15 protein-coding genes are annotated in these 17,627 nt (G+C 47.9%); 7 read left to right on the forward strand and 8 right to left on the reverse strand.

The features are described from left to right. The first annotated feature begins 286 nt into the window (after positions 1–286). Positions 287–949: an alternative oxidase gene (locus H6F77_RS23065; RefSeq protein ID WP_190491243.1), complete on the forward strand. Its 663-nt coding sequence runs from the start codon at positions 287–289 to the stop codon at positions 947–949. Here the strand turns inward: H6F77_RS23065 and H6F77_RS23070 are convergent. Beyond that, positions 946–1,899, reverse strand: coding sequence for a DNA polymerase III subunit delta' (locus H6F77_RS23070; RefSeq protein WP_190491244.1), 954 nt, complete (start codon positions 1,897–1,899; stop codon positions 946–948). The two genes, H6F77_RS23065 and H6F77_RS23070, sit on opposite strands and share 4 nt — an antisense overlap. Before the next feature lie 102 nt (positions 1,900–2,001). After that, positions 2,002–2,664, reverse strand: coding sequence for a dTMP kinase (gene tmk, locus H6F77_RS23075; protein ID WP_190491245.1), 663 nt, complete (start codon positions 2,662–2,664; stop codon positions 2,002–2,004). 301 nt (positions 2,665–2,965) lie between these two features. Between tmk and H6F77_RS23080 the strand changes: the two genes are divergently transcribed. Then, positions 2,966–3,313: a hypothetical protein gene (locus H6F77_RS23080; RefSeq protein ID WP_190491246.1), complete on the forward strand. Its 348-nt coding sequence runs from the start codon at positions 2,966–2,968 to the stop codon at positions 3,311–3,313. A 40-nt stretch (positions 3,314–3,353) separates the two neighbouring features. Here the strand turns inward: H6F77_RS23080 and H6F77_RS23085 are convergent, their stop codons facing one another. The 3 genes from H6F77_RS23085 to H6F77_RS23095 form a co-directional block, all read right to left on the reverse strand. Beyond that, entirely contained in the window at positions 3,354–3,785 is a 432-nt protein-coding gene (locus H6F77_RS23085; RefSeq protein WP_190491247.1) for an FHA domain-containing protein, read from the reverse strand. A gap of 355 nt (positions 3,786–4,140) precedes the next feature. Continuing rightward, the gene (locus H6F77_RS23090; RefSeq protein ID WP_190491248.1) at positions 4,141–6,537 is read right to left on the reverse strand and encodes a heavy metal translocating P-type ATPase; all 2,397 of its coding nucleotides are present in this window, start codon (positions 6,535–6,537) and stop codon (positions 4,141–4,143) included. A 227-nt stretch (positions 6,538–6,764) separates the two neighbouring features. After that, positions 6,765–8,309 carry a CPBP family intramembrane glutamic endopeptidase gene (locus tag H6F77_RS23095; RefSeq protein ID WP_190491249.1) on the reverse strand — a complete coding sequence of 515 codons (1,545 nt, stop codon included), beginning with the start codon at positions 8,307–8,309 and terminating at the stop codon, positions 6,765–6,767. 173 nt (positions 8,310–8,482) lie between these two features. On the opposite strand from H6F77_RS23095, the gene H6F77_RS23100 reads away from it, so the two are divergent. Then, a complete protein-coding gene (locus tag H6F77_RS23100) occupies positions 8,483–9,817 on the forward strand; it encodes a histidine phosphatase family protein (RefSeq protein ID WP_190491284.1) in 1,335 nt (444 codons plus the stop codon). A gap of 78 nt (positions 9,818–9,895) precedes the next feature. Then, positions 9,896–11,170 carry a dihydroorotase gene (locus tag H6F77_RS23105; protein WP_190491250.1) on the forward strand — a complete coding sequence of 425 codons (1,275 nt, stop codon included), beginning with the start codon at positions 9,896–9,898 and terminating at the stop codon, positions 11,168–11,170. A gap of 36 nt (positions 11,171–11,206) precedes the next feature. Here the strand turns inward: H6F77_RS23105 and lepB are convergent, their stop codons facing one another. Then, positions 11,207–11,872 carry a signal peptidase I gene (gene lepB, locus H6F77_RS23110; protein WP_190491251.1) on the reverse strand — a complete coding sequence of 222 codons (666 nt, stop codon included), beginning with the start codon at positions 11,870–11,872 and terminating at the stop codon, positions 11,207–11,209. A gap of 135 nt (positions 11,873–12,007) precedes the next feature. Between lepB and H6F77_RS23115 the strand changes: the two genes are divergently transcribed. Continuing rightward, positions 12,008–13,336, forward strand: a complete 1,329-nt coding sequence (locus H6F77_RS23115) for a dihydroorotase (RefSeq protein ID WP_190491252.1) — start codon at positions 12,008–12,010, stop codon at positions 13,334–13,336. Positions 13,337–13,644: 308 nt separating this feature from the next. On the opposite strand, the gene tsaE is transcribed toward H6F77_RS23115, so the two are convergent. Together tsaE and H6F77_RS23125 are read right to left on the reverse strand one after the other, a co-directional pair. After that, positions 13,645–14,106 (reverse strand): tRNA (adenosine(37)-N6)-threonylcarbamoyltransferase complex ATPase subunit type 1 TsaE, encoded by a 462-nt coding sequence (tsaE, locus tag H6F77_RS23120; RefSeq protein ID WP_190491253.1) that lies wholly within the window; start codon positions 14,104–14,106, stop codon positions 13,645–13,647. 52 nt (positions 14,107–14,158) lie between these two features. Continuing rightward, positions 14,159–15,550: a gluconeogenesis factor YvcK family protein gene (locus H6F77_RS23125; RefSeq protein ID WP_190491254.1), complete on the reverse strand. Its 1,392-nt coding sequence runs from the start codon at positions 15,548–15,550 to the stop codon at positions 14,159–14,161. Positions 15,551–16,034: 484 nt separating this feature from the next. Here H6F77_RS23125 and ruvC point away from each other — a divergent pair, with 484 nt between their 5' ends. Then, the gene (ruvC, locus tag H6F77_RS23130) at positions 16,035–16,562 is read left to right on the forward strand and encodes a crossover junction endodeoxyribonuclease RuvC (RefSeq protein WP_190491255.1); all 528 of its coding nucleotides are present in this window, start codon (positions 16,035–16,037) and stop codon (positions 16,560–16,562) included. Positions 16,563–16,799: 237 nt separating this feature from the next. Next, positions 16,800–17,450, forward strand: coding sequence for an SH3 domain-containing protein (locus H6F77_RS23135; RefSeq protein ID WP_190491256.1), 651 nt, complete (start codon positions 16,800–16,802; stop codon positions 17,448–17,450). The last annotated feature ends 177 nt before the right edge of the window (positions 17,451–17,627 follow it).

Consider the following 17,627-nt stretch of genomic DNA (forward strand, 5'->3'; position numbering starts at 1 on the left):
TTATATGTTTTGTAAGGTAAGCATGAGAAAATAATAAAAATATTTATTGTTTATATTGGCTATCTAATTAAGCAGACCAAAAATTAAAGTTTTCTGGTTTTGGGCAGCGATCGCGCCTATATATTGGAGCCAGGGAAATTATACCAACAACACTCCTGAATATAATAAGATTAGCAGATTGCGGGAGTTGGATAAAACAACAGGTTTATGCCTTTATAAACCCCCAAGCCAAAAAATTAGAGCCACTCACTAGCTGAGTTGTAGAAGTTTAACAGATCGGCAAATAATGATTCAGCTCCTTGTCAATTTTTTAGAATTAGTCTTGTCCGTTTTTTATCGCAATCGTTTCTATCCACGATTTTATCTTCTTGAGACGATTTCGAGGGTTCCGTATTTTGCTTATTTGTCTGTTCTTCACCTTTATGAAAGTCTGGGTGCGTGGAAGCAAGCCGACTGGATTAAAGTTCACTTTGCTGAATCATGGAATGAGTTACATCATCTCCGAATTGTTGAAGCGCTTGGTGGCGGAAAACATTGGGGCGATCGCTTTATTGGTCGTATCGGCGTTTTGGGTTACTACTGGACTTTGGTTTTTGTCTACATGTTCTCTCCCCGCTCGGCTTACCACTTTAATCAATTAGTGGAAGAAAAGGCATATCACACCTATGATAAATTCCTAAACGAAAATGAGACCGAGCTTAAAACTCAGCCAGCGCCACAAATTGCGATTGATTACTACCGAGATGGCGATCTCTATATGTTTGATGACTTTCAAACTTCCCATTTGCTTTCGGAACGCCGCCCAAAGATTGAAAATCTTTACGATGTATTTGTTGCCATTAGAAATGACGAAATGGAACACCTCAAAACGATGATGACTTGCCAACGACTAGACGCGAAAGAAGTATTGAAGAGTCCCCACTCTCCTGAATTTCAACCCCCAGTCTAAGCAGCAGCTTGAATCATTTCTAGCAAGGTTACTTCCCAAACTAATCGCGGCTGGGCATAACTTAGCAGATATTGTCGCGCCTTCTCCAGCAGGGTACAAACGCGAGGCTGCCTTGTCTGTTGCCACCAAGAATACTGCAAATAATCAACTAACCACAGTTGGGCTTCTGTATCTAAACTCTTATCGATCTTGCGGGCAAGTTCTAGGGCGTTACGGGGAGATTTATTCACCTGAATTAGTTCGCCAAGTAACTCAGGGGGAATTGCCTGGAGTTGCTGCATTGATGCGATCGCTTCTCCCGGACTACCAGCGGCGATCGCTAACACTTCTTTGTGCGACAAAATATCTTCAAAACCGTTTTGCTGCAATACTTGCGCCATTGCCTTTAGAGTCAGCCGATAAAAAGGAATCCGCGCTACACGCGATACCAAAGTTGGTAACAACGAAGACTCCGAAGGTGCTATCAATATCAGCGTTGCCTGTCCCGGTTCCTCTAGCGTCTTCAGCAAGCCATTCGCCGCCGCCTCTGCCATTGCCTCCGCCTGCTCTATCACCACAATAGAGCGCGATGCTTCTAGGGGTGGACGACTGAGAAACTGAGCAATTTCTCGGATTTGCTCTAAGCGAATTTGAGGGGGAGCCTTGCGCTTTACTCCAGCCGCCGCCGCCTCTGTGGCGGACAACCGCTGACCGTTGTGGAGATAAGTAGGCTCCACCCACAACACATCGGGATGGTTGCGTTTATGCAGTTTGGTTTGTACCGATGCAACTTTACCATCTGGTATATCTTGACAAAACAGAAATTCAATAAAACATCGGGCGGCGAGACTTCTTCCCACGCCATCGGCTCCGGCAAAAAGATAAGCTGGAGCAATACGTTTTTGTGCCACAGCAGCAGTCAATAACTCGATGGCGTGATGTTGCTCTACAAGTGGTTCAAAAAAATTCATATGAAGGGAAGTCAAATAAAAAATCGCCCCCAAATCCTGCTTTAGTTTTGCTTGCTCGAATCTGGGAAGCTTGCACGTAACAAGAATAATGTCAAAAAAATTTTAATTGTTAATTTGTTCGTGCCATTGGGTCAAATGATTGTGCAAAATTTGCTGAATCTGCTGTTGCACTATGGCTTCACTGGGGCTAGCATTTACCCGCACAATCCGCTCTGGTTGAGCTGTAGCTAACTCGCGATAACCCTGGCTAACTCGACGATGGAAATCTAAATGGGCTTGCTCCATGCGGTCAGCCTTTCCCCTAGCTTTTGCCCGCGATAAACCTATCTCTACATCGACATCTAGCCAGATAGTCAGGTCACTTTCGAGTCCACCAGTGGCAATTTGGTTTAGCTGTTGGATGAGTGAGAGGCTAAGACCGCGACCATAGCCCTGGTAAGCTATGGTTGAGTATGTGTAGCGATCGCACAACACAATGCCTCCTTTAGCCAGAGTCGGCTTCAGAACTTGCTCGACGTGCTGTGCGCGGTCAGCAGCATACAACAATAGTTCTGCCCGTTCAAACATCGGTTGCCCCCGTTCTTCTAGCAACAACTGGCGCAACCCCACACCTAACTCTGTACCACCAGGCTCCCGCGTGACGACAATTGATACATCAGGCTGAATTTCTGTCATCCTTGCCAAGAGCCAGTCGCGCGATCGCTGTATTTGAGTGGTTTTGCCGCAGCCTTCCACCCCCTCAAACACAATCAACTTGCCCTGCATTACTCAATCCTTATCGCTGGCGCTGTGATATAACTTCCCGTTTATATCACAACTAGCCAAATATTTTTCAACTACTTTCCCGGTTCGCGTTGAACTGTAGTTCCCAATCTCGCCTAAATCTTGAACCGCGTACAATAAACCGGAACCACCTAACTTTTATCCGGAGGAGCGGGTAAGATGCTAGAAGCTGATAAAAGCGAAGTAATTGCTACACGCCTTTACAGAGATACATTGTATCATAACCCTCAACTAATGTTCGATATGATTAGAGGGTCTAGCGTTCTCACGTCCGGGGTTTTTTATGGCTCGCTATACTTGTTCATTTATCATTGCCGTTCCCATCGATCATCTCCAACAGTTGTTAATCGATGTTTTGGAGTCCTGCCGTCTTGATATTATCTACAACACTGGGGACTACTTGATGGCGCGTGAAACACCGGGTCAAGTTTCGTTTGGCAAACTGGTTACTGTGGAAGTGCTAATTGATAAATCGACCGCCACAGAGCGAGAAGTGCGGTGTAATTTAGTGATTAAGAACGAGGAGTTGCCCCTCCAAGTTGATAATCACTGCCACCAAATGTTTTATACAGTACACCAGGCGATATCAGAAAATCGCCATTGGCAACTTGTCGAGAGTGTAGCCGGATAATTTCCCTTTTTTAAAAATTGCGGCGGATGAGGCTCAATCTTTAATAATTCCATTCTTCTGGGTCGCCAATCATACCTGGACTAATTAGGGTAATGTCAAACTCATCGGGTGGCCCAGTAGGAATGACTTCTCGTTTTAAAACGTAATATATGGCACGCACCTGCGGGCCAAATACAATTTCGTCCTCATCTTGAAGGTCGTGGGCTGGGAGTTTGCGACCATTAATCAGCAGCCCATTAGCACTGGGCTTACCTTTGATATCGCCATCAACAATGCGGTAATAGTAGCTGCCATCCGCACGATCTCGTCGCACCAAAGTCGCATGCTGACGGGATACAAACTGTGAGGACAGTTTAATAGTACAGTTCTGATCTCTGCCGATAGAATAGACGGGGCTATCTAAGGTAATTTCCTTACGTCCCTTATCGTCTTCAAGAATCAACAAATGGTTGTGATGCTGTTGTGGAGGCATTGAAAAATACTGATAGGAAAAACGCCTGGTTTTGAACTCGCGCTAGCTTCTTTTTCAACCAACGGACTTCAACTCCCTCACTTGCCCCTGATTAGAAATCCTCAACTGACGCTGACCAATTATGAATAATCATTGATGGCAGGCGGATCAGTCGAAAGAACTGACTTCATTAGCCCAAAACCCATTTTGAGGATGGGTAACGCATAGGTTGCTCCCGCTCATGGGGGGTTAGGGGTTCTTACCATCCTATTGTGGCACAGGTCGATGCAAACGTTGATCGGCAAAGACAGTGTTAAAAAAGGGGCAGGGGAGCTGAGAAGTAGATATAGAGGGGGAGAATTACCCCCATTCCCAATTAGCTATTACCAAGTTTGAAAAACTTCGCTCTGCGGAGTAAGAGCGAGTTAGTAACAACACTAACAGAGCTGAAGGCCATTAGCGCACCAGCGGCAGCGGGGCTGAGGACAATCCCAGTTGTAGGCAGGAGGATACCAGCAGCAACGGGAATACCAAGTACATTGTAGGCAAAAGCCCAAAACAAATTCTGGCGAATTTTGTTAAAAGTCGCACGAGATAGCTCAATTGCGGCGACGACATCTAGCAGACGTTCCTGCATTAGCACAATCCCTGCTGTTTCAATGGCGACATCTGTTCCAGCGTGGAGAGCAATGCCGACATCCGCTTGCGCTAGTGCGGGTGCATCGTTGATGCCATCGCCAACCATAGCTACTCGCTGCCCTTTGGCTTGCAATTGAGCAATAACGGCTGCTTTACCAGCAGGGGGGACGCCAGCTATCACGTCTTGGGGGTTGATGCCTAACTGTCGGGCGTTGATCAGCGCCGACGAGGGGCGATCGCCACTCAGCAGCATTACCCGCAATCCTCGCGTGCGTAAGCGTTTTAACGTTACTGCTGCATCGGGTCTGATCTCATCCTTCACGGCAATCAGCCCCAATAAAGTATCGTTTTGGGCGACATAAACGACTGTCTTACCCATCATAGCCAGAGTTTGGGCTAGTTCTTCTTGCTGAGAACTGATGCTTACTTGTTGTTGGGTTAACCATTCTGCATTACCCAGCAGCAGGCGTTTGTCTTCTAAATTTGCAGAAACGCCGAATCCCGCTTCTGTCTGGAAATCAGTCGCGACTGGGATAGATAACTCTTGGCGTTGTGCTTCTTGGCAAATTGCTTCAGCTAGGGGATGAATAGAGCCACTTTCCACCGCCGCCGCCATTTGCAAAAGCTCCATAGGGGAAATATCTGCCAGCGTCCGACAATCTGTAACTGTAGGATGACCGGTTGTAAGCGTACCAGTCTTATCAAAAACTATAGTATCGAGCTGGTGTACCCGTTCTAGAACGTCGCCGCCTTTGATCAACAGTCCGCGTTCCGCCCCCATGCTAGTTCCCACCAGAATAGCAGTCGGCGTCGCCAAACCCAGGGCGCAGGGACAGGCGATAACCAAGACAGCGATCGCTAGCTTCAAACTCAATAGCAACGGCGATAGGTGATGATGGTTCATTGTTGATGGTTCGTGGTTCATTGCCATAAACGATGAACCGCTGACCATGACTTGCGGCCATAAATGAGTGCCGACAAAGTACCAAAATAGGAAAGTTAAAGCCGCAGTTGCTAAGACACCATAGGTGAAATAGCCAGCGACGGTATCTGCTAGATGCTGTACGGGGGCTTTGCGGGTTTGGGCGGACTCCACAAGTGCGACAATTTGGGCTAGCGTCGTATCCGAACCCGTGCGCGTTGCTTGGATGGCGATCGCCCCCGACTTGTTCAGCGTGCCTGCTGTAACGATATCGCCCGGTTTCTTAGCGACAGGCAGGGGTTCGCCCGTCAGCATTGATTCATCTACAGTCGTCGTACCGTCGCATACTTGCCCATCTACAGGTATTTTTTCCCCTGGCAATACCCGCAGCCATTCTCCTACACGCACTTGTTCGACGGGAATCTCAATCCCTGAACCCAAGGATGCGGGGGAAGTTAAGCGAGCAACTGTTGGTTGAAGGGCGAGCAATGAATGAAAGGATGCCATTGCGCGGCTTCTGGCGCGTTGCTCTAAGGTGCGACCCAGGAGGATAAAGCCCAAAAGCATAACTGGCTCATCAAAGAAGCACTCCCAACCTAGCTGGGGGAATAGGAGGGCGACGCAGCTAGTGGTGTAGGCGGTTGTGGTTCCCAACGCTACGAGGGTGTTCATGTTGGGAGCTTTGCGCCACAAACCTTTGGCGCCATCGACCAATATTTCGCGTCCTGGCGCCATGAGTGCGAGGGTTGCGAGTGCCCAGTGGAACCAAATGTTGGTGAGGAGGAAGAAGTGGCGATCTAGATGACCGATGAGGGAAAGGATGATGAGGACGGCTGCGATCGCCAATCTCTGAAACTGCTGCTGGCTTTCTTGCTGCTGTCGTTCTGCGGGGCTTTCTTTTTCGCCAAACTTCGCGCCTGCGACCTGCCGGGACTGAGTGGGGAAACCAGCATCAGTCAATTTTTTGGACAAATCATCAGGGTCAACCGCACCAGCACTAGACTCGACGACAGCTACTTCCGTGACCAGATTGACACAAGCTGAAATCACGCCTGGATGCTGGGTTAGCTGCTTTTCGACTACCTTCACGCATCCCGCGCATCTCATACCCCCGACATCAAGGGTAAATTTCTCTAGGGGCGGGGTTGGGATAGCGGTAGCCAGCCTGCTGCGCGTATCCGCGCTACTCGCTTTTTCTGGGCTAAGTTGCATAATGGGAACTGACTGCGACACAATACTTTTTTGTTTTTCTTTGTTCGTGGCGCATCTATCTTTTGGGTTAATTGCGAATAAGAATTAACCACGAACGGGGAAACATAAAGAAGAGACGCGAGATCGTGCTGCACTTCGGGCCGCTGACGCTAACGTGTCTCTTCTTTGAGCGTAGGCGAAATTACGCAAAGCAGATCCAAAATTATGAACTTTTCTTAAGCCGCCGTTCACTTAGAGCCACTACCTAAGATAAACAGACTGAGGAGAGTGCCGCTATTCCAGAGAGAGTGGAGGAGCATGGGAGCGAGGAGATTGCGCGATCGCGTGTAAACGATTCCTAACACAGCGCCCAAAGTAGCCAAAGGCAAAACTTCCGAGAGGCTGAGGTGAGCGATCGCAAACAGCAAACTAGAAGCAGCGATCGCCCCCCAAACAGGGAAGTAACGAGTCAGCGAAGGTAACAAAAACCCTCGAAATATAATCTCCTCAAACAGCGGTGCAGCAATTGATGCCGTAAAGAAAAATATCCCCAGCGCCACCCCATCCTTACCCTCAAGAACAATAGGAAGAATCGGATTGCTGCCCCCCTGTCCTTGCCACAGTTTTTGGTTAATTAGCGACACCACAATTACCAAAGGCAGCGCCACAAAATACCCCCCAACACCCCAAAAAATCCAGGTTGGTTTCCATTTAAATTGAAACCAACCTTCTGGCAGCGGCAAGAAAGATTTTATCGACAGATACAGAACAAGCAAGCTACCAAAAGCCATTAACATATAGCTTGCCAGAACATAGTAAGCTTTTTCCCTCACATCAAAACCAGCAGGATTTAGAGGTAATAAGCTAAACACCAACGGCAGCACAAATTGACCGACAAAGAAAAAGCCGACAATTAGAACCTGCCAGGTAGTTTCGGCGTCCCAAGGCGTCGTCCAAGGCAATTGTGCATTTTGGGCAAGGAGCGATTCCTTGCGTTGAATTAGCAGTTGACCCAGCAATACAATCAGCAGCAACACGCCCATAAAGAAGCCAAAACCAGGGATTCCAGCCACAATTGCTAATTTAATTAGCGCTTGTTCGGCTATTTCTTGTTCGGCAACTTGTATATTGGCTAATGCTTCCGTTTTTTCCTGCACTTCGTAAAGTTTGGATAAGGAAACATAGCGAAACCATCCATCTAAATTTTTTTCAATCTGCTCCTGTGCATTCATCACCAAAACTGGTGGATTTTGCCAAAGTCTTATTAAAACATCAGCAGTTTCAGTTATCGCCTTGTGGTGTGGGTTATTGTTAGAACCGTTAATTAACTCTGTCCAGGTCTTAATAGCAGTCTCAGTTTGTCCTTGGTGAATCTGTAGAATTCCCAGGCGCAAGTTTAATTCCTCAATCAACCCTTCTAACTGATAGAGCGATTTTTGTAATTCTTGCCGCCCTTCTGGTTGGCGGGGAGAGTCAGCAGCCACTGCTGGGGGAATTAGAACCTTAGCTGCGATCTGCTCTAAAGTATTTCGATCCGTCTTGAGGACTTCTTCATACTGATTTTGGGCAGTTTTGACTGGTTCGACACCAAGGAAGGTGTCGCGGGCAGTTGTAAAATTGGAGCCGCCAGCCTTATCGCCCTTCCACTCTGTAGCATGAAGCAGCAGATTAGTTTGATATAACTCTAGGCGGCTCTGGATCTGAGGTTCACCCCAGCTACTTATTAACGAAAGGGTAATTTTGGCGATCGCCAAAATTGTCAGCAAAATTAAAATTAACCGCTTAATGGTCATTCATCCCCCTAACTGTCCTGCATGTCAACACACCGTCTGAGGAATATCTTAGAGCGGTGGCCTGTACGGGATAAAATTTTACAGGCCCTTTTTGCTGTTGATTATTCCCGCATAACCAAAGCGTAGCCCTTGCCTCGGAAACTTTGCCCAGTCGTTTTAGAGAGGATTTCACCCTGAGTACCCGCGTTGTTTTAGTCCGTCACGGACAAAGTAGCTATAACATCCAGCAGAGAATACAAGGCCATTGCGATAATTCTGTATTGACAGAAAAAGGTCTTGCTGATGCTCTCAAGGTTGGCGCTGCCTTGAGCAATCTAAAGTTTAATGCTGTCTACAGCAGTCCCCTGCAACGAGCCAAACACACAGCAGAGGCAATTGTATCCTGTTTGCCTAACAGCCCCAAACCACAACCATCAGCAAATCTGATGGAAATCAATTTGCCGCTTTGGCAGGAGATGCTGCGTTCTGAGGTGAAAGAGAAGTTTGCCGAAGACTACCGCATCTGGAAGGCTCGTCCCCACGAACTATTGATGCTGATAAAGACGGAGACTGGTTCAAGCGAACACTTTCCAGTCTTAGCTCTATGCGAACAGGCGCGGGAGTTTTGGCAAGAATTGCTTGAGCGTCATCCAGGGGAAACCATTCTGATAGTGGCGCATAACGGCATTAACCGCGCTTTAATCAGTACGGCGCTTGGGATTCCCCCTGCGAGATATCATTCCGTCCAGCAGTCTAACTGCGGCATCAGCGTGCTAAATTTTGCTGGTGGCTGGGGACAACCAGTGCAGTTAGAGTCGCTGAATATGACCACTCACGTAGGAGAGGTTCTGCCAAAGCCGCGAGAAGGTCATCGCGGAGCAAGGTTATTATTGGTGCGTCACGGGGAAACAGAGTGGAATCGCCAGACGCGGTTTCAGGGACAAATTGATGTGCCACTTAACGACAACGGTCGCGCACAATCTGAGAAGGCGGCTGAATTTCTTAAGGATGTGCCTATTGATTTTGCTGTTAGCAGTCCCATGCTGCGTCCCAAGGAAACGGGCGAGATTATTTTGAAGTATCACCCGAACGTAAAACTGGAAACCCACGTAGATCTGAGCGAAATTAGACACGGGTTGTGGGAAGGAAAATTAGAATCTGAGATCGAGCAGATGTTTCCTGGTGAATTGCAACGGTGGAGAGAAACTCCAGAGGTTGTGCAAATGCCAGAGGGAGAGAATTTGCAGCAGGTATGGGATAGAGCGATCGCGGCTTGGCAATCGATTGTAGCCTCTGCTGGCTCCCAAAACGGTTTAGTTGTTGCTCACGACGCTACTAACAAAGTCCTGCTTTGCCACATACTAGGTTTGGGCTTGTCAGATTTCTGGAAAATCAAGCAGGGTAATTGTGCCGTAACCGCAATTGACTATCCCGAAGGCCCAGATGGTGCGCCCGTTTTGCAAGCGATGAACATCACCAGCCATCTGGGGGGAGGCGTCCTTGATAAAACCGCCGCTGGTGCTTTGTAAAGGCAAAAGTAAAAAGTCAAAAGGCAAAAGTAACAAAAAATTTCTTTTGCCTCTCGCCTCTCGCCTCTCGCCTTTTTTATGAGTGAATTGCTTCAACAAGTACGGGTGCTAGACCCAGTTTCTGGAACTGACCAGATTGCTGATGTTTTGATTGCAGATGGTGTAATTGAGGCGGTTCGGGAAAAAATTTCCAGTTTGCCAGAAAACACCTCTGTTCGCGATTGTCGTGGATTCGTTCTGGGGCCAGGTCTGGTGGATTTATACAGCCACTCTGGGGAACCTGGCTTTGAAGAACGGGAAACGCTGGCGTCGTTGATGCAAGCTGCGGCTGCTGGTGGATTTACGCGGCTGGCAGTTTTGCCGGATACGACACCACCCTTGGATAACCCTGGTGGTTTGGCATTTTTGCAATCCAAAATCTCATTCCCAGGCAGAGAATGGGAACGAGCAAAATCTAAAATCCAATTTTGGGGTGCCCTGACTGCTGGTGTTGAAGGGCAGCAGATGACGGAATTGGCCAGCTTGGCTGCGGCTGGGGTGGTGGGCTTTGCAGATGGTAAGCCTTTGGGAAATCTGGGGCTGTTACGACGGTTGTTGGAATACCTCCAGCCTTTGGGGAAGCCGATAGCTGTTTGCCTTGGCGATCGCCGTCTGGCTGGTAACGGAGTTATGCGCGAAGGTGCTAACTCGATTCGCTTGGGTTTGCCGGGAAATCCTGCTTCTTCAGAAACTTCTGCTCTAGCTGCTTTGTTGGAAGTGGTGGCATCTACAGCTACGCCCGTACATATTATGCGCGTTTCCACTGCTCGCAGCGTTGAACTAATTCGCGAGGCCAAGGCGCGGGGTTTGCCCGTAACGGCAAGTACAACGTGGATGCATTTGTTGCTTGATACAGCAGCGATAGGCAGCTACGATACAGGGTTGCGATTAGATCCACCACTGGGGAACCCAACCGACCGGGAGGCGCTGGTACGCGGCGTGAGAGAGCAAGTCTTAGATGCGATCGCTATCGATCATACGCCCTACACCTACGAAGAAAAAACTGTTGCCTTTGCCGAAGCTCCCCCTGGTGCGATTGGGTTAGAGCTAGCCTTACCGCTACTCTGGCACGATTTAGTAGAAAGCGGCGGCTGGTCAGCCTTAGAACTGTGGCGATCTTTAAGTACCCAGCCTGCTTTTTGTCTGGGACAGAACCCAGCCAGTATTAGTGAGGGGGGGCAAGCTGAACTCACCCTCTTTGACCCCCAGAAAAGTTGGAAAGTTGAGCAACAAACTCTAAGCTCTCTATCAACTAACACCCCCTGGTTGGGACAACACTTAGCTGGTCGTGTTGTAAAAACTTGGGTCTGTTAGTGGGGATTCGGAGTCCGGAGTCCGGACTTTGAATCCCTACTTCGCGGTCTCATACGGCGGCTGTTCATCCAGTTTTCCCATATGATTTAGAGGCCAGAAGCGTACCATTGCCCTACCAATGATCTTCTCGCGGGGGACAATGCCCCAGCAGCGGCTATCGTAGCTATTTTTGCGGTTATCGCCCAGCACTAGGTAAGAACCAGCTGGCACGGTGACTTTTTTCGACAGGTACGACTGCTGTAGGCTTGGGCAAACATTTACGAGCGTTAGCGGTTTAGGCTGAGCGGGATCGTCAGGACGATCGGGATCGCGAACATAATTTTCCGTCAGCGGTTTGTCATTAATATAAACCTTTCCCTCTTTAAGTTCTACCTTGTCCCCAGGTAGACCAACCACGCGCTTTATAAAGGCATCGTGGAAATTTTGCTTCTCTAGCGCTGCGGTGGGCGCAAATACCACAATATCTCCCCGTTTGGGGTCTTTGAACTTATAGCTCACCTTGTCTACAATCAGGCGGTCATTAATTTGCAGCGTTGGCAGCATTGAGCCAGAGGGGATATAACGCGCTTCCGCCACAAAGGTGCGAATCCCCAGCGCTAAAAATAGGCTGAGTATGATTGTCTTTGGCCCCTCTACCCACCAAGGGCTTTCATCGGGTTGTTGAGGCTTCTTTTCAGGTTCTTGATTCTGCACGTCAGTCATAAGCGGTTAAAGAGAAGTTGAGCTTTCGAGAAACGGATAACTAATTTACAAAGTTCTGAAACTGCTACGCATTATTTGCTAGCTTGGTACGGATATCCATTGGCTACTACTAAATTTTGACTAATTTTTGTTGCTATGTCTTCTGCCCCATGCATTTTAATTCGCGGCGCTCGGATTCTGCTACCCGGTGGAGAGTTTCTGGTAGGAGATGTGCTGACTGAGGGCAGAGAAATTGTCCAAGTCGCACCAGAAATCCCGGCGAGTGACACTTGTAAGGAGATAGACGCCGCTGGTTTAACTTTGTTGCCTGGAGCGATTGACCCGCAAGTACACTTCAGGGAACCAGGGCTGGAACATAAGGAAGATTTGTTCACTGCGAGTTGTGCCTGTGCTAAAGGCGGGGTGACTTCGTTCCTGGAGATGCCTAATACTCGCCCCCTTACGACTACGCAAGCTGCTTTAGATGACAAGCTGCTACGAGCGTCCCAAAAGTGCTTGGTTAATTATGGCTTTTTTATTGGGGCTACGCCAGAGAATCTACCCGATCTTCTAGAGGCAAACCCGACGTGTGGCATCAAAATCTTTATGGGTTCGATGCACGGTCAGCTATTAGTGGATGCAGATTCAGCACTGGAGGCTATTTTTTCAAAGGGTCGCCGCTTAATCGCCGTCCACGCTGAAGACCAAGCTAGAATTACCCAGCGTCGAGAGGAGTTTGCTGGCATTCACGATGTTGCTGTTCACTCGCAAATTCAGGATAACCAAGCTGCACTTAATGCTACCCAACTGGCGCTAAAACTCTCTAAAAAATATCAGCGTCGCTTGCATATTCTTCATATGTCTACTGGTGAAGAAGCTGAATTTCTCCGGGTGGATAAACCGAGTTGGGTTACTGCTGAGGTGACGCCGCAACACTTGCTTCTCAATACGAGTGCTTATGAGAAGATTGGCACTTTGGCGCAAATGAATCCGCCACTGCGATCGCCCCGCGATAATGAAGTCCTCTGGCAAGCTCTTCTCGATGGTGTTATTGATTTTATCGCTACAGATCACGCTCCTCATACTTTAGAAGAAAAAGCCCAACAATACCCCAATTCTCCTTCTGGTATGCCCGGAGTTGAGACTTCTCTGCCTTTAATGTTAACTCAAGCTATGCACGGTCGCTGTACTGTTGCTCAAGTTTCTAATTGGATGTCTGCGGCTGTGGCTAAGGCGTATGCTATTCCTAAAAAGGGCGCGATCGCTCCCGGCTACGATGCCGATTTAGTCTTGGTCGATTTAAACAATTATCGACCCGTCCTGCGCGAAGAAGTTTTAACAAAATGCGGCTGGAATCCCTTTGAGGGCTGGGATTTGACTGGATGGCCTGTTATTACCATTGTCGGCGGTCAAGTTGTTTATGAAAGAGGTAAACTCTACACCGAAGTAAGAGGTGAAGCTCTTACTTTCGAGCCTAATAATTGAGCGTAAATCAGGCAAAATTAATTCTATTTTTGCCTGATTTTTATTTGAAAATCCCCTTGACAAGTTGGGGTAATTATTGTTTAATAGTAATGTGATTGACAGGGTAGGCATGATGCCTACCCTGTTGCTTTTTTTAGGTTAAAATTTTGGATGAATTTTGACAAACGATTAAAGTTAGGTTAATCGTTTGTGCCTACCCTCAAGGGAGAGGAAAATTTTTAGTTAATCCAAAATCTAAAATTGTCTTGCTTCGTAGCAGCGGATAAACAATACCCCAAACTACAAGTAGCCTGGGGTGAATCGAAAATTTAAAATCGAAAATTTAAAAGTGATTGACCGACAGAAATTAGATTAGCCAGACGGCCATTATCTGAGTATGTGAGTTGGACTTGCAAATAACTATCTGGCTTGTACGGCAATCTTTCTGGCCACTCGATGGCGACAATTCCTGGCATGACTTCGACACCTTCCCAGTAGTTTTCTAACTGTAACGCCTGGGCTTCTTGTGGTTCCAAGCGATATAAATCGAGGTGATATAGAGGGATGCGTCCTTCTAAATACTCGTTAATTAAAGTGAATGTGGGACTAACAATTGGATCTAATATTCCCAAACCTTCGCCAATACCGCCAACCAGAGTAGTTTTACCCGCGCCTAAGTCCCCTTCTAATAAAATTACACTACCAGCAGGGAGCGATCGCCCTAGAGAAATACCGAGCGATCGCGTCGAAGAGTCATCTGGCAGAAAAATTAACTCGCGTTCATGTTTCATAGTTTATAGTTCATTGCGATGAACAATAAACAATCATCCGACAAAGGACAGGTTAAAAATCTGTTGCTTGTGCGCGATTGTACCAGCGCAGCAACACGCCTGCGAGACGCTGGGGATTGTGGCGCACGTAACCTGTTTCCTCATCTTCGTCCATAACATTAGTTAAAACAATCCGACGTCCCAACTTAGCGACAGATTCTCTGTCTAAATACACCGGATGGGAATTTTCCTGAGCATAGCGTATCAGAGCATGAGCGGAGGGCACTTTCCGCTGTACTAGGACTGCATTAAACAGTGGTTCTCCGCAGGCGGCGTCAATAGCGCGGATATGGTCTGAGACGCTGTAGCCTTGGGTTTCTCCCGGCTGAGTCATAATGTTGCAGACATAGATGCGGGGGACTTCCTTAGCAGCGATCGCAGTAGCAATTTCCGGTACTAAGAGATTGGGGATTACACTCGTGTAGAGGCTACCGGGGCCAATAACAATGTAATCTGCTTCCGCGATCGCCTTAAGCGCAGCAGGTAGCGCGGGCGGATTTGCCGGAATGCAGCCAATTTTAACAATACTGCCGCCTGCTTCGGTAATGCTAGACTCTCCCTCAATGCGCCGCCCGTCGGATAATTCTGCTACTAGGCGGACATCGCTGAGAGTTGCGGGTAGCACCCGTCCGCGCACGGCTAAAACTTGCGAAGAAGCAGCGATCGCTTGTTCCAAATCTCCGGTAATTTCGCTCATCGCTGTCAGGAACAGATTGCCAAAACTGTGACCGACAAGACCATCACCAGCACTAAAACGGTATTGAAACAACTCGGTTAATAACTTTTCCTCATCTGCTAGCGCCGCCAGACAGTTGCGAATATCCCCCGGTGGGAGGACTCCAATTTCTCGCCGCAGACGGCCAGAAGAGCCACCATCATCAGCTACGGTGACAATCGCAGTAATATTGGCGCTGTACTCTTTCAATCCTCTTAGTAAAGTAGAAAGTCCAGTACCGCCGCCAATTACCACAATTTTTGGCCCTCGACCCAAGCGGCGATGAGCTAGCAGCACGTCAACGAGTTGTTCATCTCCTTCGGGCTTTAATACAGAGGTAATCGAGCCAAGACTGCGGGTTTGTCCCCAAAAAATCAAGAACAGACCGCAGGAGATCGCTAGGGGACCCGACACATAGCTGGGAATGATAGTTGAGATCGCCCCCAGCACATCCCCAACGAACTGTATCAGTAAAAAAATCGGGGTTAGCTTCACCCAAATTGCCAACCCCAGGCTTGTTAGCACTACGCCTGCTGCACTTATAAGCAACCAGCGTTTCACCAACAGTCCGGGAGCCAACCACTTGTACCAATGGTTGACTCGCGCATTGGTTTTAGGGCTAGGAACCCTAGTTATGCGCGAATCGTGTTGGAGAGTGCGTAAGGCTTGTTTGAAGATTCCGATTGACATTGCCGATTCCTGGGGAACAACAAGGCTTGAGAGGACTTTAACGCTAGTGGCAGAACTACTCAAGTTCTATAGGCGATTTGACTGGTACTGGTTTGTTAAGGTTGCGAACAGAGGGTTTAACCAAAGCCGCTTCGAGCAACAGGATACCTTCTCTGAGTGCCAATAGAATGTGATATAGGAAACCAGTAAATTGCCACCCAGCTTTTTAAACCTCAGCTTATGATACGTTTGGTTAGCTGCCAAACCAGGAATCAGGGCGTTATGACAAAGGAGAAATTTCCCGCATCAGGTTCGTGGCGCAGGCTTCTAGCCTGATACACAGATGCACTATAAGCCCTCTCCAGGTCAACTTTCTAAAGGTGGATTTAGATTGGATGTTTCTTTTGAGAGGCGATCGCGGCGCAAAATTTTTTCTGCTTTTGTTAACTTATTCAATCTAAAATCCACGTATCGTATGGCGATTGTCTCCCCCGAACTAGGCTAGATGGAAAAACGAATTTTAGGATTAGACCCAGGACTAGCTAGATTAGGATTTGGTGCAATTGTGTGCGAGACGGCTTCTAGCGTTACTAAAACTGCTAATAGCCTGAATATCGGCGTAAAAATAGCGCCGCAAGTCGTAAAGTTGCTGGATTTTGGCGTGATTGAGACGCAAGCTAAGACAGAAATGGGACAGCGACTCCGCACAATTTACGAAGATTTGCACGAATTAATGGGGTTAGTGCAACCCGATTTGGTGGCGATCGAGAAATTGTTTTTTTACCGGATGGCAAACACGATTTTAGTAGCCCAAGCGCGGGGTGTACTGATGTTGGTACTGGCGCAAGTGGGCGTCCCGGTTGTTGAATTTACCCCGGCGCAGATTAAGCAGGCGCTTACAGGAATGGGAAATGCAGATAAGTACGAAGTGCAAGAGGCTGTAGCGCGGGAATTGGAATTGGATAGAATTCCCAAGCCAGACGATGCGGCGGATGCGTTAGCAGTGGCGCTAACAGCGTGGTTTCAGGAATAGCGATGAGCCAACAGCGCGATCGCTCCACTAACTTGCATTAATTTTTTTTTGTATGCTATCTGAGTAAGAGGCTACCAAGAGATTAACTACTCTAGCGCCAGCTAATGGATGGGCACATCGATCCATATGGGTTTCAAAACCATATATAGCGAAAAAATTCGCTTCTAGCGCCGGGTAGATTTTTCGATTTGGAAGTCTTTTACACAAACTTTTTGGTTGAGATGAGGAGTGGATCGCATGAATAATATCAGCAAGTGGGGAAAGCATATAGCTTTCTTTGCTTTAGGATTAACCGCCGTAGGGAGTCTGAATGCTCCCGCAACAGCAGGTGCAGCGCACCAAACAACTAACATCATTCAAGCATCAGAATCAAAGGGTAATTTGCAACTAGCCCAAGCGCAGACCCTTGTGGGACAATGCCGCGCCGCTAAAGAGCGGATCTTTGTCTACTCACAGCGTTCAAACACCAGTCAAACTGTTAGAACCCTAGCTACCAACGAACAAGTTACGCTCGCAGAAGAGGGCACTGATGGTTTTATAGCAATTAGTTCCCCCGAAAAGGGATATGTAGAGGTAAAAGACCTCACATCATGTTCTGGAGGAGTAGCCGCGAAGCCAGCGCCAGCCCAAACATCATCATCAAGCCTCTGCCGCGTAGTGACATATAACGGAACTGAGGGGCTGGCTATCCGTAAAGGGCCTCAAAAAAATGCCGCTAGAGTTGGTGGAGTCTACGCGGGAAATCGGGTTACGCTCAAAAACAACCCTCCATCTTACACGGTAGACAGTGAAAAGCGTTCGTGGGTGGAGATCTCAGCTCCCACTGCGGGATGGATTTCTTACGGCTACCCTAGCTCAAACTCGACTAATGTAGGAGCTTGTTCGTAGAAGTAAAAAGTTAAAACAATTCCCAGGCTCCCGCCTGGAAAAGAGGGCAAAAGGAAGAAATATTTTCTCTTTCTTTTGCCTTTTGTTTTTTTACAAGTCAGCAACAAAGCCGGAAGCTATAAGCGCAGATCGTAAAATTGTGGAGATACTGGAGAAATCCTCGCGAGGGCGATCGCC

It is taken from the genome of Microcoleus sp. FACHB-831, from assembly GCF_014695585.1.
GTDB lineage: Bacteria > Cyanobacteriota > Cyanobacteriia > Cyanobacteriales > FACHB-T130 > FACHB-831.